At 62.7% G+C, this 23,826-nt stretch carries 20 protein-coding genes; 11 read left to right on the forward strand and 9 right to left on the reverse strand.

Translation table 11 applies throughout. From position 1 onward, the window contains the following. Positions 1-103 precede the first annotated feature (103 nt). Complete coding sequence (locus ACF8FB_RS21610) at positions 104-802, reverse strand: pirin family protein (RefSeq protein WP_003250802.1); 699 nt, start codon at positions 800-802, stop codon at positions 104-106. Between the two features lie 185 nt (positions 803-987). On the opposite strand from ACF8FB_RS21610, the gene ACF8FB_RS21615 reads away from it, so the two are divergent. Then, positions 988-3,492 (forward strand): UvrD-helicase domain-containing protein, encoded by a 2,505-nt coding sequence (locus ACF8FB_RS21615; RefSeq protein ID WP_392511928.1) that lies wholly within the window; start codon positions 988-990, stop codon positions 3,490-3,492. Between the two features lie 6 nt (positions 3,493-3,498). On the opposite strand, the gene ACF8FB_RS21620 is transcribed toward ACF8FB_RS21615, so the two are convergent. Beyond that, complete coding sequence (locus ACF8FB_RS21620) at positions 3,499-8,388, reverse strand: NEL-type E3 ubiquitin ligase domain-containing protein (RefSeq protein WP_392509914.1); 4,890 nt, start codon at positions 8,386-8,388, stop codon at positions 3,499-3,501. 182 nt (positions 8,389-8,570) lie between these two features. On the opposite strand from ACF8FB_RS21620, the gene ACF8FB_RS21625 reads away from it, so the two are divergent. The 3 genes from ACF8FB_RS21625 (at position 8,571) to ACF8FB_RS21635 (ending at position 11,930) form a co-directional block, all read left to right on the forward strand. Next, positions 8,571-9,497: an alpha/beta fold hydrolase gene (locus ACF8FB_RS21625; RefSeq protein ID WP_010953494.1), complete on the forward strand. Its 927-nt coding sequence runs from the start codon at positions 8,571-8,573 to the stop codon at positions 9,495-9,497. 75 nt (positions 9,498-9,572) lie between these two features. After that, the gene (locus ACF8FB_RS21630; protein ID WP_003250810.1) at positions 9,573-9,992 is read left to right on the forward strand and encodes a VOC family protein; all 420 of its coding nucleotides are present in this window, start codon (positions 9,573-9,575) and stop codon (positions 9,990-9,992) included. Between the two features lie 261 nt (positions 9,993-10,253). Then, positions 10,254-11,930 carry an MFS transporter gene (locus tag ACF8FB_RS21635; protein ID WP_064490777.1) on the forward strand — a complete coding sequence of 559 codons (1,677 nt, stop codon included), beginning with the start codon at positions 10,254-10,256 and terminating at the stop codon, positions 11,928-11,930. A 153-nt stretch (positions 11,931-12,083) separates the two neighbouring features. On the opposite strand, the gene ACF8FB_RS21640 is transcribed toward ACF8FB_RS21635, so the two are convergent. Next, positions 12,084-12,653 (reverse strand): hypothetical protein, encoded by a 570-nt coding sequence (locus tag ACF8FB_RS21640; protein ID WP_003250813.1) that lies wholly within the window; start codon positions 12,651-12,653, stop codon positions 12,084-12,086. A 41-nt stretch (positions 12,654-12,694) separates the two neighbouring features. Continuing rightward, the gene (locus ACF8FB_RS21645; RefSeq protein WP_003250815.1) at positions 12,695-13,081 is read right to left on the reverse strand and encodes a VOC family protein; all 387 of its coding nucleotides are present in this window, start codon (positions 13,079-13,081) and stop codon (positions 12,695-12,697) included. Between the two features lie 277 nt (positions 13,082-13,358). Here ACF8FB_RS21645 and ACF8FB_RS21650 point away from each other — a divergent pair, with 277 nt between their 5' ends. Continuing rightward, on the forward strand, positions 13,359-14,264 hold the full coding sequence (locus ACF8FB_RS21650; RefSeq protein WP_392509332.1) for a LysR family transcriptional regulator: 906 nt from the start codon (positions 13,359-13,361) through the stop codon (positions 14,262-14,264). Positions 14,265-14,313: 49 nt separating this feature from the next. On the opposite strand, the gene ACF8FB_RS21655 is transcribed toward ACF8FB_RS21650, so the two are convergent. Beyond that, positions 14,314-14,787, reverse strand: coding sequence for a hypothetical protein (locus ACF8FB_RS21655; RefSeq protein ID WP_392511931.1), 474 nt, complete (start codon positions 14,785-14,787; stop codon positions 14,314-14,316). 150 nt (positions 14,788-14,937) lie between these two features. Between ACF8FB_RS21655 and ACF8FB_RS21660 the strand changes: the two genes are divergently transcribed. Genes ACF8FB_RS21660 through ACF8FB_RS21675 form a run of 4 tightly spaced genes read left to right on the forward strand, consistent with a single transcriptional unit; the run spans position 14,938 to position 18,342 of the window. Then, positions 14,938-15,534: a paraquat-inducible protein A gene (locus ACF8FB_RS21660; RefSeq protein WP_049588147.1), complete on the forward strand. Its 597-nt coding sequence runs from the start codon at positions 14,938-14,940 to the stop codon at positions 15,532-15,534. Then, positions 15,531-16,160 (forward strand): paraquat-inducible protein A, encoded by a 630-nt coding sequence (locus ACF8FB_RS21665; protein WP_020190923.1) that lies wholly within the window; start codon positions 15,531-15,533, stop codon positions 16,158-16,160. Before ACF8FB_RS21660 ends, ACF8FB_RS21665 begins: the two co-directional genes overlap by 4 nt. After that, positions 16,160-17,800, forward strand: a complete 1,641-nt coding sequence (locus ACF8FB_RS21670; RefSeq protein ID WP_010953501.1) for an intermembrane transport protein PqiB — start codon at positions 16,160-16,162, stop codon at positions 17,798-17,800. The genes ACF8FB_RS21665 and ACF8FB_RS21670 overlap by 1 nt, the downstream gene beginning before the upstream one ends. 11 nt (positions 17,801-17,811) lie before the next feature. Further along, positions 17,812-18,342, forward strand: a complete 531-nt coding sequence (locus ACF8FB_RS21675) for a membrane integrity-associated transporter subunit PqiC (RefSeq protein ID WP_392509336.1) — start codon at positions 17,812-17,814, stop codon at positions 18,340-18,342. 10 nt (positions 18,343-18,352) lie between these two features. Here ACF8FB_RS21675 and ACF8FB_RS21680 read toward each other — a convergent pair whose 3' ends face one another. Next, on the reverse strand, positions 18,353-20,107 hold the full coding sequence (locus ACF8FB_RS21680; protein WP_392509337.1) for a phosphoethanolamine transferase CptA: 1,755 nt from the start codon (positions 20,105-20,107) through the stop codon (positions 18,353-18,355). Between the two features lie 210 nt (positions 20,108-20,317). Here ACF8FB_RS21680 and ACF8FB_RS21685 point away from each other — a divergent pair, with 210 nt between their 5' ends. Further along, a complete protein-coding gene (locus tag ACF8FB_RS21685) occupies positions 20,318-20,473 on the forward strand; it encodes a DUF2986 domain-containing protein (protein WP_392509338.1) in 156 nt (51 codons plus the stop codon). A 29-nt stretch (positions 20,474-20,502) separates the two neighbouring features. Here the strand turns inward: ACF8FB_RS21685 and ACF8FB_RS21690 are convergent, their stop codons facing one another. Further along, complete coding sequence (locus ACF8FB_RS21690) at positions 20,503-20,877, reverse strand: hypothetical protein (RefSeq protein WP_392494358.1); 375 nt, start codon at positions 20,875-20,877, stop codon at positions 20,503-20,505. Between the two features lie 199 nt (positions 20,878-21,076). After that, on the reverse strand, positions 21,077-21,667 hold the full coding sequence (locus ACF8FB_RS21695) for a biliverdin-producing heme oxygenase (protein WP_392511935.1): 591 nt from the start codon (positions 21,665-21,667) through the stop codon (positions 21,077-21,079). Between the two features lie 162 nt (positions 21,668-21,829). Between ACF8FB_RS21695 and ACF8FB_RS21700 the strand changes: the two genes are divergently transcribed. Further along, positions 21,830-22,321: a GNAT family N-acetyltransferase gene (locus ACF8FB_RS21700; RefSeq protein ID WP_049588141.1), complete on the forward strand. Its 492-nt coding sequence runs from the start codon at positions 21,830-21,832 to the stop codon at positions 22,319-22,321. A 112-nt stretch (positions 22,322-22,433) separates the two neighbouring features. On the opposite strand, the gene ACF8FB_RS21705 is transcribed toward ACF8FB_RS21700, so the two are convergent. Further along, on the reverse strand, positions 22,434-23,807 hold the full coding sequence (locus ACF8FB_RS21705) for an 8-oxoguanine deaminase (protein WP_392511938.1): 1,374 nt from the start codon (positions 23,805-23,807) through the stop codon (positions 22,434-22,436). Between the last annotated feature and the right edge of the window lie 19 nt (positions 23,808-23,826).

The following is a 23,826-nucleotide window of genomic DNA, read 5'->3' on the forward strand; positions in this document are numbered from 1 at the left end:
GGCCGCAAGCGTGCCCCCATAAAACCCTGCTAACCATACGGGTTAGCGGTTGTTCCATGGGAGCCGCCTTGCGCTGCGACATGGATTGTCACAGGCCTGATTTTCAGGCCACATCCACAAGCACGATCTCGCTGTCCTCAATGGCGGTCACCCGCAGCACCGCTTCCTGCTCGATCGCCACGCCATCGCGCGCCTTGGCCCGCAACCCGTTGACTTCCACCAGCCCCTTGGCCGGCACCAGGTAACCCCGGCGTGCGGCATCGAAGCGGTACTCGGCGGTTTCACCCGCCCGCAGGGTGGCAGCCACCAGGCGGGCATCGGTACGGATCTGCAGGCTGTCCTCGTCACCCGCGCGGCCGCTGGCCAAGGTCACGAAGCCTTCGCCGCGCTCGCCTTTGGGGAACGGCCGGCTACCCCACTGCGGTGCTTCACCGGTGCGCTCCGGCACGATCCAGATCTGGAAAATGCGTGTATCGATATCTTCCAGGTTGTACTCGCTGTGCACGATGCCGGTACCGGCGCTCATGACCTGAACATCACCGGCTTCGGTACGGCCCTTGTTGCCCAGGCTGTCCTGGTGGCTGATCGCGCCTTCACGCACATACGTGATGATTTCCATGTCGCGGTGCGGGTGCGGTGGGAAGCCGCTGCCGGCCGCGATCAGGTCGTCGTTCCAAACCCGCAGGTTACCCCAGTGCATGCGTGCCGGGTCGTAGTACTCGGCAAACGAGAAATGGTGGTGGGCATCGAGCCAGCCATGGTTGGCGTGGCCGAGGCTTTCGAAGGGTCGCAGTTGCAGCATGGTCGTGCTCCTTGAATCAGTGGAATGACGCCATGATGCGCGAAAGAACCATCGAAAATAAGCGTAAATATCGGCTTAAAACAATCTGTTTTATAGATGTTTTTTATGTGGCGTTTTATTCGCTTCATCGCCTAATCCACTGATCTGCAAGCATTCGCTGGCGATTTTTCGTCGATGCGGCGAACATGCCTGCTGTTTTGATTTTCAACGGAGTGACCGTGGCCCACGAGCAACCCTTGGCCCCCGCCGACCTTACCCCGCCTGCCCAGTTGCCCTGGTTTCGCCGCCTGGCTGCCCGCTTGCTGGGGCGTGGCCTGACCCGCCTGCAAGCCCAGCACCGCGACTCGTGGTTCCTCGGCCACGCCACAGGCCAGCGCACTGGCCATGCCGATGGTGTGCGTGAGGGGTTCGAGCGTGGTCGCGTGGAGGGCTATGAAGCGGGGCGCCAGGTGCTGGTGATCCGCGATACGCGCCCCGACAGCGCCGCCGTGCCAGGCCAGGATGACAACTTGTTCGACGACTGGCGCCTGCCGTTGACGGCCGAGTTGAAGAAGCGCTTCAAGGCCGATGTCGCCCAGCGCCTGCCCGCCGAAGCCCAGCCCAGCGCCGCGCAATGGAAGCTGATCTTCAGTGACACCCCGTCTACCTGCGTGGTGGCAGGCGCCGGGGCAGGCAAGTCCACGTCGCTGGTGCTGCGTATCCTGCTGCTGCGTCATTACCTGGGTTACGAGCTGGATGCAATGACCGTGGTCACCTTCACCCGCGAATCGCGCAAGGACTTCATCAAGCGCCTGCTGCAGGTGTTCGCCCTGTGGCAGATCAACCTGCAGCCTGTGCAGGCCCGCGAGCTGGTGCGCACGTTCCATTCGCGCATCCTGCCGCTGGTGCGCAGCCTGCCGGGCTTCGGCCAGGTGCGTGCATTTGAAACACTGGGCCACGAGATGCCTGCGGGGCGTGAGGCCGAGGCCGACAGCAACCCGTTCGACCTGCGCCTGAACGATGCCCAGCGCCAGCAGCTGAACCAGTGCTACAGCAGCTTGCTGGGCGAGAGCCCGCGTTTTGCCGAGCTGGTCGGCCAGTTGCGCAGCGAAGCCTTGCAACTGAAACCGCTGGACCCGAACAACCCCGATGTGCAGAAGCGCGCACAGGTGACCCAATTGGCCGCCCAGCGCGACGAAGAACTGTGCGACGTGATCGAGGACCTGTGGTTTGCCGCCGGCGTCTGGCCGATCAAGGGCATCGAGCCCTGCCGCGAAACGGTCGACATCCGTGGCAGCCGCTTCCATGTGCATGGCCGCCTGGAAGGCCAGGGGCCTTTGGTGGTGCTGGGCTTCGACCCCGCACAAAGCGCGCAATACCAGCGCCCCGGCGCCAAGCTGACCGTGCGTGCCGAGTGGGCGGTCAAGCGCACACTGTTGCAGGCGTTCTGCGACAGGCCGCTGATCTGGCTCGACAACTACGCCATGGCCAGGCGCCTGGCGGCATCGTTGGCGGGCGATGCCGTGGCCGGTCCTGGCTTCGAGTACAAGGTCAAGGGCGAACTGGCCCCGGCGCCGCTGCTGGATGCGTTCGTCAGTGCCGCCAATTTCATCGAAAACCTTGGGTTGGAGGTGAACAATGCGGTGGCGGCGATGAGCTTCCCGTCCGGCGATAGCGATGCACTGTTCTTCGAGGCCCTGGCGCTGTACTGGAAGGCCCTGGAAGCGCACCTGCTGGATCAGTCGCCGCCGGTGATGAGCTACAACCGCATGTTCGCCCTGTTTGGCGAGAACAACCCAGAAAACCTGCACTTACTGCCCGATCCGTTGCTGCGGCCGCTGGCGCACCTGATGATCGACGAGTTCCAGGACGTGTCGCCGCAGATCGTCAGCTGGTTGCGTGCCTGCCTCGCTGAAATACGGCGCCGCGGCCCGGCCATGCACACCGGGCGCCATGCCCAGCATTCGTCGTTGCTGTGCGTGGGTGACGACTGGCAATCGATCTACGGCTGGCGTGGCAGTTCGCCCAAGTATTTCATGGAGTTCACCAAGGCGTTCCCGTCGCCGGCCAACACGCGGGTGATGCTGGTCGACAACTACCGCTGCCAGCAACAGGTGATCGATGCGGCCGAGCACCTGGTCAAGGGCACCCCGGCGATTGCCGGCAAGAAAGCCCGCGCCAGTGGCCCGGCGGCCGAGTTGCCCGGCTCGCCGGTCAAGGTGTTCGACCGTGACGAGGCTGCGTTGGGCGAAACGCTTGTCGAGCACTACCAGCGGGGTGAGACGGTCATGATGCTGTACCGCAAGGGCAGTGACCGGGCCTTGATGAACGAGCACCTGCAAAGCGTGCTGCACGCCGAGGCGGCGCTACCGGCCGAACAGCGCCGGCTGCGCCAGCTGACCTATCACAGTGCCAAGGGTTTGCAGGCCGATGCGGTGTTCATGCTGGGTGACTGCCAGTACCTGACCAGCTCACCCTACAAGAACCAGGTATACCGCCAGGCCGGGCTGGGCAAGGCAGGTGATGCCCAACCGTTCGATACGGCACAGAAGGAAGAAGTGCAGCGCTTGGCCTACGTGGCGGTGACCCGTGCAGTACAGCACTGCTATTGGCACGTGGAGGCCGCCAATGGTGACGCCGCAGCGGCCCCACGGGCGTCCAGCCAGGTGGACGGCAAGCAGGCCTTCTTCGAAGACCTGCGCGGGCAGTGAGTGGGGTCAGCGGCCGATTGTTTGCGTCTGGCGGGTGAGGCTGATCAGCAGACCGGTTTCAACCTGCTGCTGCTCGGCAGTCAGCGCGTCAACGCCCTGGCGATACTGCTGCTCGTTGAGCACTACGCGACGTAGCCTGCCGTCAGCATCCACCGGGCTTTCAGGCATGACCCTGGCCAAGGCTCGTCGCACCGAGCTGTCCAGGGATGTCACCGGCTCGGCGGTTTCATCCAGGCAGTAATAGAGGTAATCAAGGCCTGGCCGCCAAAAGTCGGTGATCAGGCTGAACTGGGCCGCATGCTCTCGTTTCAAGTACTCGACCCAGCCCGGCTGCTGGGTCAACCATTGCTCCCGAGCGATGGCATCCCTGTCCAGGGAAAGGACCGCAGCTTTCACCATTTCGATGATTGTGTCGTTGATTCTGGCCGTATTGCGGTACAGCATGCCTCGGCTCGGCTCGGGGTAGTCCAGCGCGCTGGCCAACGACTGGCGCAAGGCCAAACGTACCTCCACATCGTCCACCAGCCCCGTTTGAAGTTCGCTGTCCGGAAAGGCTGAGGGGTCGTCGAGCTCATCGTAGGGGGGGAGGTTTTCATCGAAGGCCCCGTCGAGCAGCGCCTGTTTGCGCAAGGACCTTCTCCAGCTGATGCGATCGGCCAGTTGATTGACCTGACTGCGTCGATACAACTTGCCATACAGGCTCAGTAGATCAGCCGGCCGACTGCCGGCGACGGCTGCAGCTTCGTGGGCCAGCACTTCTATCTCCAAGGCACTGAACGCGTCGGCACCCGCGTCGCCACAGGTTGGCGGGAAGTCGCCGGCCACGGTGGCGAGGCGCTCACGCAGCACGGTGTCGTGGGCAGCGTCATCCAGCAGCTTCCAGACGCGCGTCCTCAGGGCCTCGCCATCACGCTGCGCTTCTGCCGACTGGGCAAGACGTTCGAGTACGCCCAGCAGCGCTGCGTTTTCACCTTGGTCGAACAGATCGCTCCACAGCTGCTCCTCGGCATTGCTCGCCTCGCCACGGAAAACGCCTTGCCACAGTGGCACGTCTTCTGCGTGCTCGAAGACGTTGACGCCGCTGCTGCCCAGGCGTGCACGTGTCTGGGCTTCCAGGGTGTTGTAGTTGAACAGCCAGCGGCGCTCCGGCAAGTGCGCGGCGACATCGCGGGCAAACGGGGTACGCAGCACACCAGGCAAGTCTGGCAGGGTACGAATGCGGTTGGACGAAAGGTTCAGATAGCGCAGTTGGTACTGGGGCTGGCTCATCAGGACGGTCAGGCTGTCGGGCCACTGCTGCAGTTCGCAACGCTCAAGCTCCAGGTGGACAAGACGGGCCATGAAGCGCAGGTCGGGTGCCAGTTGCAGTGGGTTACCTGACAAGTGCAGTAGTACGGGGTGGATCATGTCCTGAAACTGGGCGGCAAGGCTTTCGTCGAGGGTGATTTGATTGTGGGCCAGGCCGAGGGCATCCAGGGGCAGGCGCGTCAGGAAGCCCAAACTGGTGGTGTCGAGTTGCAGCCGGTTGCGACTGAGCCACAGGAGTCGCAAGCCGGGCATTGCCCCGATGGCCTGTTGGGCGGTGGGTGAAAGGGTGGTCAGGCCATTGTCTGTCAGGCCCAGCTCGCGTAGCCGCGGTGCCGACCTCAGCGCCTCGAACAGTGTTTCTGCATCGATGTCCGGGTTGCCGACGATTTCCAGGGTTTCCAGGTTAGGGAAGTTCGTCAGGAAGCTGCCCTCCAGGCGCCGCATCTGCAGCCCCTCGAGCCTGAGATTGCGAATATGCGGCATGCGTGCAGTGAAAGCGGGTAGCGCTTCGAGCTGCATACGGTCCAGTACCAGTGTTTCGGCTTGCGCGCCACCTTCACGGCGGGAAGCGCTCATCAGTCGCTCGGTGCATTGCTGGCGATCAAAGCGCTCTTCAAGGGTGCGGGCGGTGCTTACCCAACGGTTGAGATCTCGGTTGAGAGTACGCTGCTCGACCTCCAGCTGGTTGATCGCGCTACCCAGGTCGCCTCCTCGAGCCAGTTCGGCTTGTAGCCCGGTGATTTGCTCGCTGCTGAGTTCGGGGTAGAGCGCCCGGAGTCGACGTGCAGCCGGCAAGGCGCGTCCTTGCAGGCCTCGGCCGCTCAGGGGATAGCCCAGCCGGCCGTTGGCCAATCGCAAAGGGGAGCGGAACCTGGGGTTGATGGGCTGTTGGCCAAGCAGTGAGGCGCAGTGCTGGCGATCACCTAGGGCGAGTTGCAGCAACCGGGCCGGTTCAGCCTGCGGGTGCGCGGCTTGCAGCGCCTGCTTGATGCGTAGACTGTCGTCGTTGGCCAGGCTGGGCCTGAACAGGCCGAGGAGGGCACGATCAAGCCGCGCTCGAGCTTGCAGAAGGCGTGCTTCCTCGGCAATGCGAAGCGGCACTCGTCCGTTTGTCAGACGTTCCCGTTCGGCGTTGCTGATGTTGGCAAGCAACTCTTCAAGCGCGCTGTCCGGCAGCCCGGGAAACTGCCGGGCGAGGGTTTGTGCAGTGGGTGGGTGTGTGGGACGGCGTCTTTGTTGCAGGCTCTCGAACAGCGCCTCGCGATGCTGTTCCAGGTGTTGCGCGAGTTTGTTGTTCAGTGCTGATGATCGGTGCTCGGTGGGTGTGTCACCGAGCAACTGCTCAATGGCTTCTTCATCCATCTGATCCAGCACGGTTTGGCTCAACTGGCCATTGTCCAGGTCGGTACGGGTAATTTCGATTTCTGTCTGGCCCAGCGTGTGAGGGGGGCCGTAGCGCAACGATTCGCCCCAGGGTTCTGGCCCTTGGTAAACCTTCAGCACGTTCCCCTCGGGCCACCCCGGCAGGCGCAGCAACTCAGGCAAGGCAAAGTTCTTGTACGCAGCCAGCGGCAACCCATGGCGTACGCAGTTGATGATCTGTTGTGTCTGATTGTCCAGTTGCAACCGCTGCAGCGTGTCGATCAACAAAGCGGGTGGAGGCAGGCCCGCTGCCTGGGCACGGCGCAGCACGTCTGGATCGGTACCGGTAGTGCGCATGGCATGGTCCAGTTCGCTGTCGTCCAGGCCTGCGCTATGGCTGCCGAGGCGGCGCGCAAGCTGTTCACGTTCCCATTCCAGAGGCTGTTCATGGGCCAGTTGCCAGCGGGCGTTACCATGATGCAGCAAGCGTGGGGCATAGGCCTGCGCATCCTCGGGGTGGCGCACGCGCCATTGCTGATCAACGCCCAGAAACACCTCGTACAGGGTCCCATCCAGCTTCAGGTAGGTCTTTCCGTCGACGTGCACATGGCCGAGCAAATCGGGTTGAGCCCCCTCAGGAATAGCCGCCGTGCTCGCATAGGGTTTCATGTCGGGGTGCCAAAGCACTTCCTTGTCTTCATGCCATACACTTTTCAGTGCATCGACAAAGCCAGACGCCTGGACGATCCTGGTGCCCACTGCAAAGCCGGCAATCACGCCCGCGTTGATGGCCAATGATTCCAGCTGCGCCAGTGCCTGCCGGGTATCACCTTCTTCCCAGGCCTCGAACCCGGTGAAAACAGAGCTCATCAGGTCGTATGCAAAAACGCCTAGCATGACCGTGTTCAACCCCGGCACGAAGAACGCGGCGACATTCAGCACGTTCATCCCCAGGTCGAACCAGTACTTCAGACGCTCATTGCGGGCGTTGGCGTCGACTTCGGCGGTAGGGACTGCAATGGTTTTTGCGTCGGCCTTCATGCGCGCAAGGTGTGCGTTGTATAGGTTCGTCCAAGGGTCGGTTCGGATTGGCGAGAGCGTGAAAGGGATCACTGGCATGATGCGGGGTTTGCGTATGCCCGCTTCATCCTCTTCGAACAGCGCAATTTCCAGCTTAACGGCAAGTTCTTTTTGCCTGTCCTTGTAGGCGAAATGCACCAAGGCGCGGCGAAACTCGCTTTGCAATAGCCGGCTGCGCAGGTGCTTGCCCGCTTCCTGACGAGAAGCGAACTCCCTTACCGGGTGCTCGCTGTCGCCAGGGACATACACAATGCAGGGGTTAGTGCGGTAAGGGTTGTCTGGCCCGATGAACAGTACTTCGTGGACGGGGACATCGAAGAGGTTGAAGTTCCAGCAATGCAACGCCTCGTTGTCATAGGTGGGGTGAGGGCTGCCGTCGCACAGCTGCGCAAGCGCATCGAGCCCGGCCTCGCTCAGCAGGCCTTTGAGCCTGGCGATCAATGCCTGGACCCTCAAGGCCTCACGGTTCGCTGCAATCGACAGGCGCTGGATTTCAGCGCGATTGGCGCCTTCATGGGTTGCAAGCAGATGGTCTTGATAACGTTTGCCAAGGTCCAGCGCCCGACAATGCCTGACGAAGTCCGCCATCGTCAGGCCTGCCAGGGGCGTGTCGCTGCCAGCGGCGTTGGTGAGCCTGCTGTAAGGACCGACTTCGTCCAGCCCCTCGAAGTTGTGCAGGGCAGCCTCCAGCAAACTGCGTGTTTGCGGCTGGCCTACGGGGCGGGTGGCCAGCACATCCGCTTCCACGTCCGGGACCAAAGGCGTTTCCACATCGGGAACGCCAACCCAGATGTTGGCCTCTGACTCAAAGGGCTGGAAGACATACTGCGCTCTGTCTACGGGTACATTCAGCTTCAACCGCTCGGTCAACAGTGGGCCGCAGAACGCGATGATGTCCTTGAACTCGCCTAGCGCCTGTTTGACTTGCGCCAGCCGTTTGTTACGGGTTTGCAATGCGTTGTGCAACTGCTCACGCGTTGGCTCATCGGCAGTGGCATACCACGCGTAAGGGCTGCCATCTTCATCGAGATATTCCTTGTACAGGCTCTGCACCACCTTGCGCGTATGCGTCGGATGGAGCGCCTTGCTCCATTTCGGTAATGAGCGTGTTATCTGGTTTTGATGCAACGGTGTCGGGGTTGTCATGGTCACCATCTCTTTTGTGGGGGGAGATAGTCCACGCTGATCAAGGCGCCGGGGTGCGGTAGATAGTTGTTGGCCGCGGTCGGTCCTGCGTATGCGCGGGTCGGTGGGGGGCTGGCAGCGAGGGAGCATCTGCGAGAGGGTGAGGCAGGTCATGGTGCAGGCTTCAGCCAAGGAGAATTGCAATGCGTTCGCTGTGCAGTCCGAAAGATCACCTGCTAGACCTCGATGGCGTTGAAATAGCGGTTCGCACCTGGGGGGCAGAAGACGGTATTCCCATATTGGCCTTGCATGGCTGGCTGGATAACGCTGCCTCGTTCGAGCGCCTGGCACCGATGCTGGACGGCTGCTTCGTGGTGGCCCCCGACCTGATCGGCCATGGCCGTTCTGGCCATCGTCGCCACGACAGCGGCTATTACCTGTGGGAGCATGCCGAAGACATGCTGGCGGTAACCGACAGCCTGGGCCTGGCGCAATTTCATGTGCTGGCCCATGGGATGGGCACCGGTATAGCATCGCTGCTGGCGGCCATGACCAGTGGCATTGCCAGCATGACCTTCCTCGACGGCATGGGGGCACCGTTCACGGTGGCCGAGGATGACCGGGTGCAGCACCTGGCGCGGGCCTACCGGCTCAAGCGCATGGTACAGCGCAGCCAGTTGCCGGGTTTTGCCGAGCCGGATGTTGGTCGCTTCGACGACCTGGACAACGCCCTGGCGCAACGCCGCGAGCGGCTGGACACCGAACTGTCGGAAGGTGCCGCTCGGCTGCTGGCGCTGCGCGACCTGCTACAGCTGGACGATGGCTATTGCTGGCGCCACGACCCGCGACTGGTATTGCCCGAACCCATGCCACTGACCGAGCGCGAAGCCTGCGACCTGCTCAGCCAGATCCGCTGCCCGTTGTACCTGCTGTTCGGCCGCCAGGGGGCCTTCACCGGCGAGGCCTTTACCCGGCGTCAGGCCGCCTTGCCCAGCCAGGCGAAAGTCTCCTGGCACCCAGGTGGGCACCACTTCCACCTGGATGCGCCGGACCGGGCGCTGGTCGACCAGTTGCTGCGTATCCTGACGCGCCATGAAGGGGGCGTACTGCAACGCTTGGTGAACGAGTAGCTGATTCTGGTCACGCCGGGTGAACCTGGGCTATGGTGGCGAACGTATTCACAAACACGCCACAGGGAGCCCGGCATGCGGCCTTTCACCATCAAGCACATCGACCACCTGGTGTTGCGGGTCAGCGACCTGCCGCGCAGTGTTGCCTTTTACACCGAACTGCTTGGCTGCACCGTCAGCCGCGTGCGCGAAGACCTGGGCATGGTGCACCTGGCCACGGGCACGGCGATGATCGACCTGGTAACCCTGGATGGCCCGCTGGGGCAGCCAGGCGGAGCTGCACCGGGCGTGGAAGGGCGCAACCTGCACCATTTCTGCCTGCGCATCGAGCCGTTCGACGAGGCCGCGTTGACGGCCTATCTGGAAGCCGCCGGGGTAAAGGTGGAGCCTGCCGAGAAGCGTTATGGTGCCGAAGGGGAGGGGCTTTCGCTGTACTGCTACGACCCGGATGGTAATCAGGTCGAGTTGAAGGGGCCGGTAGTGCCTGGCGGGTGAAACCGCCCCCGCCAAAATCGTCAGCCAACCCGCTATCGCCCGGCACCCCGGTGCTGCGTGTCGTACAGGCCGCCCTCTCGTGCAGGGCCCGGCGGGTGGATATCCAGCCAATCCCGATTATGCTTCATGAACCTTGCTGCGATCCGAGGCGGCCCGCCTCGTCGTGCTTCGCGCAACCAAAGCAAGCGCCAGGGCCTGGGTGCGACGGTGAAGTGAGTGTGAGGTGCTCCGGCCTGCATGACAACATGACGGAGGCAACCCATGGCGGTTCTCGACAGCACATCCACGGGCAGCGCGCCCCAACGCGGTATCACCAAGGAGGAGCGCAAGGTCATCTTCGCCTCGTCCCTGGGCACGGTATTCGAGTGGTACGACTTCTACCTGTACGGCTCACTCGCCGCGATTATCGCCAGGCACTTCTTCGCTGGCGTCAATGAAACCACCTCGTTCATCTTTGCCTTGCTGGCCTTTGCCGCCGGCTTTGCCGTCCGACCGTTCGGCGCCATCGTGTTCGGTCGCCTGGGCGACATGATCGGGCGCAAGTACACCTTCCTCATCACCATTGTCATCATGGGCCTGTCCACCGCAGTGGTGGGGCTGCTACCGGGCTACGCCACGATCGGTGTGGCCGCGCCGATCATCCTGATCACCCTGCGCTTGCTGCAGGGGCTGGCGCTGGGCGGTGAGTACGGCGGCGCGGCCACCTACGTGGCCGAGCATGCGCCCAAGGGCCGCCGCGGCTTTTTCACTGCCTGGATCCAGACGACTGCCACCCTGGGGCTGTTCCTGTCGCTGCTGGTGATCATGGCCTGTCGCACGGCCATGGGGACGGAAGCGTTCGAGGCCTGGGGCTGGCGGATACCGTTCCTGCTGTCGATTCTGCTGCTGGCGATTTCGGTGTACATCCGCCTGCAGCTGAACGAGTCGCCGGTGTTCATGAAGATGAAGGCCGAGGGCAAGGCATCCAAGGCGCCCCTGACCGAATCGTTCGCCCGCTGGGACAACCTCAAGGTGGTGATCATGTCGCTGCTCGGCGGCACCGCCGGCCAGGCCGTGGTGTGGTACACCGGGCAGTTCTACGCGTTGTTCTTCCTGTTGCAGACGCTCAAGATCGAGGCGCAGACCGCCAACCTGCTGATTGCCGGTTCACTGTTGATCGGCACACCATTCTTCATTTTCTTCGGCAGCCTGTCCGACCGGATTGGCCGCAAGAAAATCATCATGGCCGGCTGCATCATCGCCGCGCTGACCTACTTCCCGATCTTCAAGGCACTGACCGAGTACGGCAACCCGGATGTATTCGTTGCCCAGGAGCAGAACCCGGTTGTGGTGGTGGCCGACCCGGGCCAATGTGCATTCCAGTTCGACCCGGTGGGCAAGGCCAAATTCACCAGCTCCTGCGACATTGCCAAGAGCCTGCTGGCCAAGCGCGCCATCCCCTATACCAATGAAGCGGCGGAGCCCGGCAGCGTGGCACAGATCCGCATTGGCGAACGGGTATTGCCGAGCTTTGATGGCAGCAGCCTGGCGGCGGCCGACTTCAAGGTGCAAAGCGAAGCGTTTACCGCAACCCTGAGTGGTGCATTGAAAGAGGCGGGCTACCCGGAAAAGGCCGACCCGGCGAAGATCCACTACCCGATGGTGCTGTTGCTGCTGACCATTCTGGTGATCTACGTGACCATGGTCTACGGGCCGATTGCCGCTTGGCTGGTGGAGCTGTTCCCGGCGCGCATCCGCTACACCTCGATGTCGCTGCCTTACCACATCGGGAATGGCTGGTTCGGCGGCTTCCTGCCGACCGTGGCGTTTGCCATGGTGGCAGCGACCGGGGATATCTATTACGGCTTGTGGTACCCGATCGTGATTGCCGTGATGACAGCGGTGCTGGGGATCTTCTTCCTGCCGGAGACCAAGGATCGGGATATCACTCACACCTGAAGGTCGAGTTTGCCTGTGCCGGCCCCTTCGCGGGTGAACCCGCTCCTACAGGTACTGCTGTAGGAACGGGTTCACCCGCGAAAGGATCAACACAGGCCTCGAAAGCTTTGTAGGAGCGGGTTCACCCGCGAAGAGGCCGGCACAGGCGATCAATCAGTCGAAGTAGCCACGAAGCCCGAATGCATACCCGGTATCCACAGCTGTCGCCTCACCCCGGCTCCAGCGCTTCTTCAGCACGAACTCGAATGCCGGCTCGTACAACCCGTCGCGCACCAGTGCCCCCGCCAGCACCTCCACGTCGTACCAGCCATTGTCCAGTTCGATGATCGGCCGCCCTGGCACCTGGTAACGCGCCATCAGGTCACCCAGGGTCTTGGGCGTGAAGTGCTGCAGGATGCGCCAGGTGTACAGCATCAGCGCACCGTGCTCGACCCGCAGTACATAGCCATTGCGCCGGTGCTTCAGGCGGCTGCCGGCCTCGCGCAGGGCCGGGGTGTGGTTATCGAGGGTGAACAGGATGCGGTAGGGCAGGTTGTCGACACCGGCCAGCGGCAGCACGATGCCTTCGCGCACCGCCTGGTCGCCGCTGTCACCGTGGGTGAACGCACCGGCCAGGTCGTCGGGCAGTTGATGGTCTTGCTTGAAGCGCTCGAGCAACTGGATATCGCCGAGCAGAAAGTAGTCGACCAGGTCGTTGAGCACTTCGCTGAATTCGTGGCGCATCTTTTTTCCTTGTGGGTGCGCATTGGGGTAAGGGCAACCGGCTAGTGCTTCTGGGCAATCTGGATCAAGTTGCCGCACGTGTCATCGAACACCGCCACGGTAACCGGCCCCATAGGGGTGGGTGGCCGGATGAACTGCACACCGGCTGCACATAGCCGGGTGTATTCGGCCTGGATATCGCGCACGCCGAACGAGGTGGCGGGAATGCCATCCTGCTTGAGCGCGGCCTTGTACACCTTGGCCGCCGGGTGCGCGTCAGGTTCCAGCAGCAGTTCGACGCCATTGGGGTCGTTGGGCGAAGTCAGGGTCAACCAGCGGTGCCGGCCCATGGGGATGTCGTGCCTGGGCTCGAAACCGAGTACGTAGTGGTAGAAAGCCAGGGCCTTGGCCTGGTCGTCGACGAGGATGCTGGTGACCACGATCTTCATAAGCACACACCGTTTACCTGGGGCCGATGACTATCAGTAAAGACGTTCGGGCGTTTTTGACCAGTGGTTGCAGTGCCACGGGGGCCCGTTACAGGTGCAAGCGTGGTGCGGCGCCGGTTTGCGCAGGCCTGTGAGACGAGGTACTGGCAGACCCTACAAAAAACCTGTTCAATGCATAGGTAAATCCTTCAGCGCTCAGCCCCCGCAGAGCGGCAGCCAAGGGTAAAGTGTGGGCCGTGATCCCAGCCTGCCAAGACCCGCGTCAGAGAGGTACCCTGTGGCTGCCTATACCTTGCGACAACTGAAGTACTTCGTCACCACCGTGGAAGCGGGCAGTGTGGCCGAAGCGTCACGCCAGCTGTACATCGCCCAGCCGTCCATCTCCACGGCCATCAAGAGCCTGGAGGAAAGTTTCGGTGTGCAGCTGTTCATTCGCCACCACGCCCAGGGCGTGTCATTGACGCCCAGTGGCAAACGCTTCTACGCCAAGACCAAGTCGCTGCTGCAGATGGCCCATGAGTTCGAACAGAACGCCCTGGCCGACAACGATACCGTCGCCGGGCAAATCGACATTGGCTGTTTCGAAACCGTGGCGCCACTGTACCTGCCGCGCCTGATCGCCGGTTTTCGTCAGCGCTACCCGGGTGTGGACATTCGCCTGCGCGACGGTGAACAGCAGGACCTGATCCAGGGCCTGACCGCCGGAACATTCGACCTGGCATTTCTCTATGACCACGACCTGGATGGCACCATCGAGGCCGAGCCACTGATGCCGCCGCAGAAGCCCTATGTGTTGCTACCCGAGAACCACCGCTTTGCCGGCCAGGCCCAGGTCTCGCTGCGCGACCTGTGCCCGGAGCCGATGATCCTGCTGGACGTGGCCCCTAGCCGCACCTACTTCGTCAGCTTGTTCAACGAGATGGGCCTGGCACCGAACATTGTCTTCAGTTCGCCGTCGATCGAGATGGTGCGCGGCATGGTCGGTCAGGGTTTCGGTTTTTCGTTGCTGGTAACCCGTCCGCACTCGGAATTCACCTATGACGGCCAACGCCTGGCAATGCTCGACATTGCCGAGCCGGTGGCGCTGTCGGGGCTGGCGGCGGCGTGGTTGAAGCGAGTCCAGCTGACCAAGCCGGCGCAGTTGTTCGTGGAGTTTTGCCGGGAAGAGCTGGCGAAGTTCTGAACTGAGCACGCCATGCTGCCTCGGCAGGAGGCGCATGGCGTGGCATTGCTCAGGGGCTGACCTGATAGCCGCGCCCCTGCAGGCAACCGCTGTAGGCACTGGCATGGGCCTGGTTTTTTGCCTCGTCCTGGCCGCGCCGATCCTGGCGCCGGTCCTGACGCTGGCGCATGCCACCGACCGCGGCCCCGGCGGCGGCCACTTCGCCGGCACGGTTCTGCCGGTATTGCTGCTTGGCATCGTCACCCACCCGGTCGTACAACGCGTCATGCTGGTTGCCGCGCACCTGCGCGCCTACAGCACCGGCGGCGGCACCCGCAGCTGCACCGCGAACCCGGCCACCGACATGGGGGGCGCTGGACGTCGCCGTGCCGTTTGCGGCATTGGTGGCGACGGTATTGCAATCGTTGATATCCAGTTGCATCTGCTGGCTGCTCTGGCCCTTGAGCGGCACCACCGACTGCGCCTGGGCGGCCGATGCTGCGCACAGCAGCATCAACAGGTAACTCCACGTGAACGTACGCATGGCACACCTCCACCGGGCGGAAAGCCCGCCTCACAGGATAGTTCGCCTTTGAGGTCGTGATGGAAGTTTTGCCCAGATGGTCTACACCGGATATCAGACGCCGTTCCGATTGGCCTCTTGGCCTGATCCAAGGCTACCTGCGGGCAAACCATGAGCCAGACGCAAGATCTGATCATCTGTGAGTATTGCGACACGGTGTACCACCGCGCACCGCTGCTCAAACATCAACGAGCCCTTTGCCCGCGCTGTGGCGGCGTGCTGTACCGGCACAGGTCACTGACCATCGAGCAGCGGCTGGCATTGAGTGTGACTGGCGGCGTCCTGCTGGTGTTCGCCAACTATTACCCGGTGATGACCATCGGCATGCAGGGGCTGACCCACTCGGCCACATTGTGGGACGCCGTGCAGATCCTCAGTCACGGCAGTATCACCTTCATCGCTCTGGTCATGGCGCTGTCGATCATTTTTGCGCCGCTGCTGCAAATTGCCCTGTTGTGCTGGGTGTTGGGTTTTGCCCTTGCCGGCCAGCGTGCCCCCGGCTTTGCCCTGTGCATGCGTGGCCTGGAAAGCCTGCGGCCCTGGAGCATGCTGGAGGTGTGTCTGCTGGGGGCGATGGTGGCGGTGATCAAGCTGGCGGGGCTGCTCGATGTGATCCCCGGTATCGGCCTGCTGGCCCTGGCCGCATTGAGCATGTTGATCATCCACATTGCCGGCAAGGACATCCGCGACTTGTGGGAACAGGTATGACTGCCCCGGTCAAGGCGCACGACCTTGGCTTGTGTCTGTGCCATGGCTGTGGCCAGGCATGCGACACGCGCAGTGGCGCGCACACCTGCAACCGTTGCGGCGCCGTCATTCACCGGCGCAAGGCCAATGCCATCAGCCGTGGCTGGGCGTTTCTGCTGGCAGCCCTGGTTTTCTACATCCCCGCCAACCTGCTGCCGGTGATGCACACCGAAATGCTCGGCAGTGGTACAGAAAGCACCATTGGCGGTGGCGTGCTGGAGTTCTGGGAAGCCGGGGCCTGGGACATCGCGCTGATCATTTTCATTGCCAGCGTGGGTGTGCCCGCCATCAAGTTCTTTTCCCTTGGCCTGCTGCTGTTCACTGCCCAGCGTGGTTCTTCCTGGGCCTGCCGGCAGCGTTCGCAGTTGTACCGCTTCGTCGAGCTGATCGGCTACTGGTCCATGCTCGATGTGATGGTAGTGGCGCTGGTGGCTGCGCTGGTGCAACTGCGCGGGCTGGGCACCATCGAGCCGCGTGTGGGCATTCTGTTCTTTGGCATGGTGGTAGTGCTGACCATGTTCTCTGCGATGAGCTTTGATCCACGCCTGATCTGGGATAGCCATGCCAACGAGGGGAGGCCGCATTGATGGGGCAACAGACTGACAAGCGCGAGGGCCCTGGGCAGGTTGAAGTGCGCACCCGACGTTGGAGTGTGTCGCTGGTATGGATCGTGCCGATCCTGGCGATCCTCATCGGCGCTTCGCTGGTGGTGCGCAACTGGATGCAGCAAGGGCCGGTGATTACCATTTCTTTCCACAGCGGGGAGGGATTGGTGGCGCACAAGACCCAGGTAAAATACCGCAGCGTGGTGATTGGCGAAGTGACCACGGTGGACTTGGCCGACGACAAGAAGAGCGTGGTGGCCAAGGTTCAGCTCTCCAACGATGCCCGTTCATTCGCTACCCGGGGAGCGCGCTTCTGGGTGGTGCGACCGCGCATCGGCGTGGGCGGGGTTTCCGGGGTGGACACGCTGCTTTCGGGCAGTTTCATCGGGGCTGATTCCGGCGAGTCGAAGGTGCCGGAAAAGTCCTTTGTCGGGCTGGAGCTGCCACCGCCGATCACCTATGACGAAAAGGGCAAGCGCTTTGTTCTTGTCGCCAGCGACCTCGGCTCGCTGGATATCGGCTCTTCGATCTACTACCGCAAGATCCCGGTGGGTGAGGTGGTGTCCTTTGCCCTCCAGGACGATGGCAAGGGGGTAGAGATTGGCGTGTTCGTGCAGGCGCCCTACGACACGTTCGTCACTGCTGACACGCGCTTCTGGAATGCCAGTGGCATCGACATGCAGATCGGTGCCAATGGCCTGAAGGTCGATACCGAATCGCTGTCGTCGATTCTGGTGGGCGGGCTGGCCTTCGGCTCGCCCGATTTCGCCGCGCAAGCCGAGCCTGCTGCCGACCAGGCCCGCTTCCAGCTATTCGCCGACCGCGACATGGCGCTGTCGCCTCCGCATGGCCAGGCGCAGTACCTGCAGTTGCGCTTCGACCAGGCCATGCGCGGCCTGTCGGTGGGCGCGCCAGTGGAGTTCAAGGGTGTGGAGTTTGGCCGGGTCACCTCGATCCAGCTCGATTACGATGCTACGCGGCAGAGCTTCCCGGTAGTGGTCGATGCGGTGATATACCCGCAGCGGCTAGGGCCGGTGCACCGCAAGATGCTGGCGGTGTTCAAGCACACCGAGGGCGATATGCAAGGGGCGCGGAAACTGATTGGCACCTTTGTCGAACATGGGCTGCGGGCCCAGGCGCGTAGCGGCAACCTGATCACCGGGCAGATGTTCATTTCGCTGGACTTTTACCCCGATGCCCCCAAGGTGGCCTTCGACATGGCTGCCGACCCCATCATGATCCCGACGCTGCCCGGCAGCCTTGAGCAGTTGCAGGAACAGCTGCAGCGGGTGATGGAGCGCATTGCCAAGCTGCCGCTGGAAAGCATCGCCGGTAACCTGGACGGTAGCTTGCGTGAGCTGCGCGCCAGCCTCAGGCAGTTCAATGGCCAGACGCTGCCGGAGGTGAAAGTGGCGCTGGACGAGGTACACAAGACCCTGCGTACGGCCAACTCGGCCATTTCCGAAGATTCGCCGCAGCGCGAGCGAATGGGTGAAACGCTGGACGAGCTGGAGCGCATGTCGCGTTCGCTACGTGACCTTGCCGATTACCTGGGCCGCCACCCCGAGTCGCTGATTCGTGGCCGGCCGAAAGCGGCCGGGTCCGCAGACCTTGAACCCTGAGGAGACAGCCGATGCAACGACTGCGCAATGCATGTGTGGCCAGCCTGCTGGTGTGGCTCGGGGGCTGCAGCAGTACGCCGAACAACTACCACACGTTGGTACCGAGCGACCCGGTACGTGACAGCGGCCAACGCATCCAGGTGGTCAGGGTGGCTGTGCCGCCCCAGGTCGACCGCCCACAGTTGGTGGTGCGGCAAGGGCAGAGCGGCCTGGCCATTCTGGAGACGGAGTGGTGGGGCGCCAACCTGGTGGATGAATTCCGCAGCGCCCTGCAGGACCTGTTGGGCGGCCCGGCGGGCGGTGGCAAGGCGTCGCTGCGGGTGGATGTGCAGCGCTTCGACACGGTACCAGGGCGCTATGCCTCGCTGGAGGCGGTGTGGCGCCTGAAGCAGCAAGGGCAGACCGAGCTGACCTGCCGTACGTCTGTGCAGACTGCCGCGGACAACAGCATCACCAGCCTGGTGAATGCACACCAGGCCAACCTGCGCAAGTTGGCCGAGGCGGTGCAGGGGAGTGCCCTGCAGGGTAGCTGCCGGGCATGAACCGGCCTTATTACTGCCGGGTGCTGGCTGTTTCCTGTGCCCCGTCGGCCTTGTCCTGCGGCAGCTGATCGAACTCGCGCAAGCCATCCTTGCGGTACGGGTCGCCGATCCAGCGTGGTGCTGCCACGAACTGTGGGCTCACCAGGCTCTTGGCCGGTTCATAGCGGTCGTAGCTCAATCCGGCCAGGTCTGACAGGGTATGGATCAGATGCGAACTGCTGTAGGGGCGGTTGGCCATTGCCTGCAAGTCACGCGGGTGTTCGGCCTGCCAGCTAGGCGAGGTCCACAGCAGGAACGGGATGGTGTACATCGGCCGGGTCGGTGCGCCTTCATTGCGCCCCAGGCGGTCGTGGTCACCGGAGCTGTACACGTCTTCACCATGATCGGACAGGTACATCAGGAACCCGTTGGGGTTGCCTGCCGCATAACGCTTGATCAGGGTCGACACCACATAGTCGTTGTAGCGCACCGCGTTGTCATAGAAGTTGTAGGTTTCTACCTGGTCCGCCGTCAGCTTGGCTGGCACACCTTGCTTGTCGTTGAAGTGCGCATAGTCGTCCGGGTAGCGGTAGCGGTAGTCCATGTGCGTGCCCAGCAGGTGCACGATGATGAACTTGTTGGGCGCAGGGTCCTGCAGGGCTTTCTCGAACGGCGCCAGCACCACGTCATCGTACTGGCGGGCATTCTGGTTGCGCTGGTTGTTCAGGTACACCGGCGCGTCTGTTTGCTGCGAGAAGGTGGTGAGCATGGTGTTGCGCTTGGTCAAGGTCTGCTGGTTGGTGATCCAGAAGGTCTTGTAGCCTGCCTGTTTCAGCAGGTTGATCAGCGACGGGTCGCTGAGGAAACGGTCCGGGTTCTGCTCGTCGCCGAACGTGAGGATCTGCTGCATCACTTCGATGGTGTACGGGCGCGGCGATACCACGTCGCGGAACACGGTCAGGCCCTTGTCGCTGGCGGCCAGCGCGTCGAGGTTGGGCGTGGTGTCGCGGTCATAGCCATACAGGTGCATGTGCTCGCGGGTGGTCGACTCGCCGAGCACCAATACCAGGGTGCGCGGCGCTGTACCACTGCTGTCTCGCAGGTTTTGCAGCGGTGGCAGTGCGGCATTCTGGGCCAGCAGTTTCTGCATGTTGTCCAGTTGCTGGCGGTACTGTCGGTAGCCGACCAGCAACTGCCAAGGGACGGCCGGCTCCATTCGTTGCTGCACTTTTTCGAGCGCATCGGCGAAGTTGCGCTCCTGGGTGACCATCTGCTTGTAGAACGGCATGACCAGGTTGGCTACCAGCAATAGCACGACCACCGGCAGGCGGCTGCGCAGCGGCAGGCTGACCGGGCGCACGCGCCGCCACAGCATTACCGCGACCAGCGTGTACAGCACCAGTGCCAGGCCCAGCCCCACGCTGAAGTATTGGCTGAAGTACTCACCAGCCTCGGCGGTGTTGGACTCGAACATCACAAAGATGACGCTTTGTGAAAATTCCTGGCGATAGATGCCGAAGTAGCTCAGGCCCACCAGCGATGCAGCCCACAGCACCAGACCAATGATTGCCGCGGTGGCGCGGGTGAAGCGCGGCAGCAGCAGGACGGGCGCCAGCCATAGGCTGCTGAGGAATAACGCATCGCGAAAACCGGCGAAGCCGGTCGTCCCGCTGAACAGCAGCAGCGCCTGGGTTACACCGGAGAAATACCAGAAGAACAGCAAGAGCCAGCCGAGCCCGGCCCAGTCCACGCGCTTGTGCGCGGCGGGGGATGTAGTGTTTGACACGTAAGCCTCGTCGTACCTTGGCGGCCAGCGGTTGTGCGCGTGACCGGAAAGGGCGTGACGCTAATCTGCGGACTGTGAAAAATACGTCAACGCGTTGAATCCTGTGACCTGCGTGGCCGTAGCAGGCATAAGCTGGGCTGTTCACTGCGTTTTCCCAGGCTGCCGGGGTATGATGGCGGCAGCGAAACGTCCTGAAAGGCCCCGTAGACTATGAACCGTCGTAAGAAGATCAAGCAGCTATTGCAGGCGCATGCCAAAAAGGCCAGTGCCAAACTGGCGCCACGCAAGCCCAAGTACATCTGCAAGGCGGACCGCTTGAAGATGGAGGCAGAGGCGGCGGGCGACGCTCCGCAGCTGGCCGACTGACACTGCCCCTAAAACCGATTGCTTGGGCTTCAACGGCGGTAGTAATGATGCGCGTCATGATGACGCTGGCGCATGGCGCGCTCATGGCGGCGCTCCCAATCACGGCGCCGTTCCCAGTCGCGCCGCCGCTCCCAGTCCCGACGGGCTTGTTCACGCCGCCACTGTTCGCGGCGCCAATCGCTTCGATGGTCGTGCCAGCGATCGTCATCATGCGCCAGGAGGGTGGCCGGCTGGTCAACGGCCACGCTGGCCACGCTCGACCAAGGGTTGCCGGCTGGCTTTAACGGTGACTGGACAGCCGGGGAAACCGGTTCGGCGGCTTTCATTTGCGTTGCCGATGCCGTGCCCACCGCTGCGAGCGAGAACAGGCCGAGCAGCACCAACCTTGCGACATGTATTTTCATGAGCGTAGCCAACCTCTGATAACGAATGAGCCATCTGGCCAGCAGGTGTGGGGCGAACCTTGTCTCGCGTTCCGCTACCTTTCTGCGCCTCACACATAGACAGGGAATCAAGAAAAAGTTCGCTACAGCAACAACTTGAAGAAATTTGCCGGGGTGGTTGGCGCTGTGCAGTAGCCGCCGTGAGTGCCCCACTGGTCAGTCATAGGCCTGCAAACACCTCACGCAAATGCCGCCGGTAACTGTCGAACGCAGCAATCGCCCCTTTCACCACCTCTGCTTCTTCCTGATCCCCCAGCACCAGGCTGTCCAGCCTGGCAACAAATGCGCGCCAATGCAGCGCTCGGCCATCCGGGTGAGGGGCCAGGTGGCGGGCGCCCTTGTCACCCTCCAGCCCAAGACGTTGCGTGTGCTTGTAGAGAAACGCCGCCCCCAGGTTCGAACCTTCACTGCAATACAGCCATCCCAAGGCCTGGGCCGAGCTGACACGGACCGGTTGGGTGGGCGTTGGCAGCGGCAGGCCGAGGTCGCGCAGGTCGGCCTCGACTGCCGCGAACCGTGACAGCGCCGCCAGCCCCGGCAGTTGCTGGTTGAGCTGTTCATCCTGATACAACGCCAACAGGCTGCCATGAAAGCGGTGCTGCACCTGCAGGAAGCGCCCATAACGCTCGCGGCTCTCGAAAGGCCGCGCTGCCATCACCAGTTGATCGACGCTGTCATGATCCCTGCTGCTGGCCGCTTTCAGGCGTTTGCAGCGGCTGGGTTCGGTGAAGGGGAAAGTTACAGCGGTCATCGGCGTATCCGTGGCAATAGAGCAAGGTCCCCATGATGCTTGCCCTCCTTGGCAGGCAGCAAGCGTCACACGCTCGACTTGAGCGAGTTCGCAATGATGGAGTGCAAGGTCGATGCTCATTTATCATGGCGGCTGCCTTTACCATTGCCAAGGATACCTGCCATGAGCGCCCTTCAGTTCCGCACCCCCGTTCCCGCCGATGCCGAGCGTTGCTACGCCATCGAAATTGGCGCCTATGAAGGGGATGAGGCGGCCACGCTGGAGAAAATCCGCACGCGTATCACGCAGTACCCACAAGGCTTCCTGGTGCTGGAAAGCGACGGCGAGATCGTGGGTTTCATCAACAGTGGCTGCGCCCACGAGGTCGTGATGTCCGACGAGGCTTTCAAAGAGCTGGTCGGCCATGACCCGGCGGCCGCGAACGTGGTGATCATGTCGGTGGTTGTAGACCCGGCCCACCAGGGCAAAGGCTACGCCAAAGTGTTGATGAACGAATTCATCGGGCGCATGCACGCGGCGGGCAAGCAGACCATTCACCTGATGTGCAAGGAGCAGCATGTAGCCCTGTACCAGAAACTGGGCTACCGATACGTGAAACCGTCGCCGTCGGACCACGGCGGCATGGCCTGGCATGAGATGGTCATGGACCTTTGAGTGGACATGACATCGTAGTGTGCGCTACCCGCAGCTTGCCTAGGTGGCAGCGCAGCCCAAAGGGCTGCGCATGCCCTTCATTCACCCGGCGATGCCGAGCTGATGCCAGGCCTCAAGTGCCACTGACCAGCTGATGGGCCAGCTGGTTGTGGCGTTCCAGTACGCGCGGCAGGTCGACGGTGGCCAGCTGGCCGTCTTTCACCACGACGCTGCCGTTGATCACGCTGGTATGCACCTGGGTCGGGGTGCAGAACACCAGTGCCGCCAATGGGTCGTGGTGGCCGCCGGCATACGCCACATGGCCCAGGTCGAAGGCGACGAAATCGGCGACCATGCCCGGGGCCAGGGCGCCAATATCATTGCGGTTAAGCACTTTCGCGCCACCCAGGGTGGCAATCTCCAGTGCTTCGCGTGCGGTCATCGCGTCAGGGCCAAAGCCCACCCGTTGCAGCAGCAGGGCCTGACGCACTTCACCGATCATGCTGGCGCCGTCGTTGGAGGCAGAGCCATCGACCCCCAGGCCCACCGGTACGCCGTGGTCGCGCATCTTGCGTACCGGGGCGATGCCTGAGGCCAGCCGCATGTTCGAGCATGGGCAGTGGGCGACGCCGGTGCCGGTGCGGGCGAACAGCTCGATGCCGTGCTGGTCGAGCTGCACGCAGTGGGCATGCCATACATCATGGCCGACCCAGCCAAGGTCTTCGGCGTACTCGGCAGGGGTCATGCCGAACTTCTCGCGGCTGTAGGCGATGTCGTTGACGTTCTCGGCCAGGTGGGTGTGCAGCGACACCCCATACTGGCGCGCCAGCACGGCAGCTTCGCGCATCAGGTCGCGGCTGACCGAGAATGGCGAGCATGGCGCGACCACGATACGGCGCATCGAGCCGTGGCTGGCATCGTGGTAGTCCTCGATCAGGCGTTGCGATTCCTTGAGGATGTCGGCTTCCTTTTCCACCACCGAGTCAGGTGGCAGGCCGCCTTGGCTCTGGCCCACGCTCATGCTGCCGCGCGCGGCGTGGAAGCGCATGCCGATCTCGGCCGCCGCGTGGATGCTGTCGTCGAGCTTGCAGCCGTTGGGGTAGATATACAGGTGGTCGCTGGAGGTGGTGCAGCCGGACAGGATCAGCTCGGCCATGGCGGTCTGGGTCGACACCGCGATCATCTCGGGGGTCAGGCGCGCCCAGATCGGGTACAGGTTGGTCAACCAGTTGAACAGCTCGCCGTCCTGAGCGGCCGGTACCACGCGGGTGAGGCTCTGGTACATGTGGTGGTGGGTATTGACCAGGCCTGGGATGACCACCTTGCCGGCCATGTCCAGAACCACGTCGGCGTGCTGCGGGAGGGTTTCGCTGGGGCCAACTTGCTTGATCAGGTTGCCTTCGATGAACAGACCGCCGTTCTTGATTTCGCGGCGTTCGCCGTCCATGGTGACCAGCAGTGCGGCGTTTTTGACGAGGAGCGTTTTTGCAGGGTTTGTAGATGACATGGTGCAAGCCTGCGCAATA

It is taken from the genome of Pseudomonas sp. yb_2 (genome assembly GCF_043103905.1).
Classification (GTDB): Bacteria; Pseudomonadota; Gammaproteobacteria; order Pseudomonadales; family Pseudomonadaceae; genus Aquipseudomonas; species Aquipseudomonas alloputida.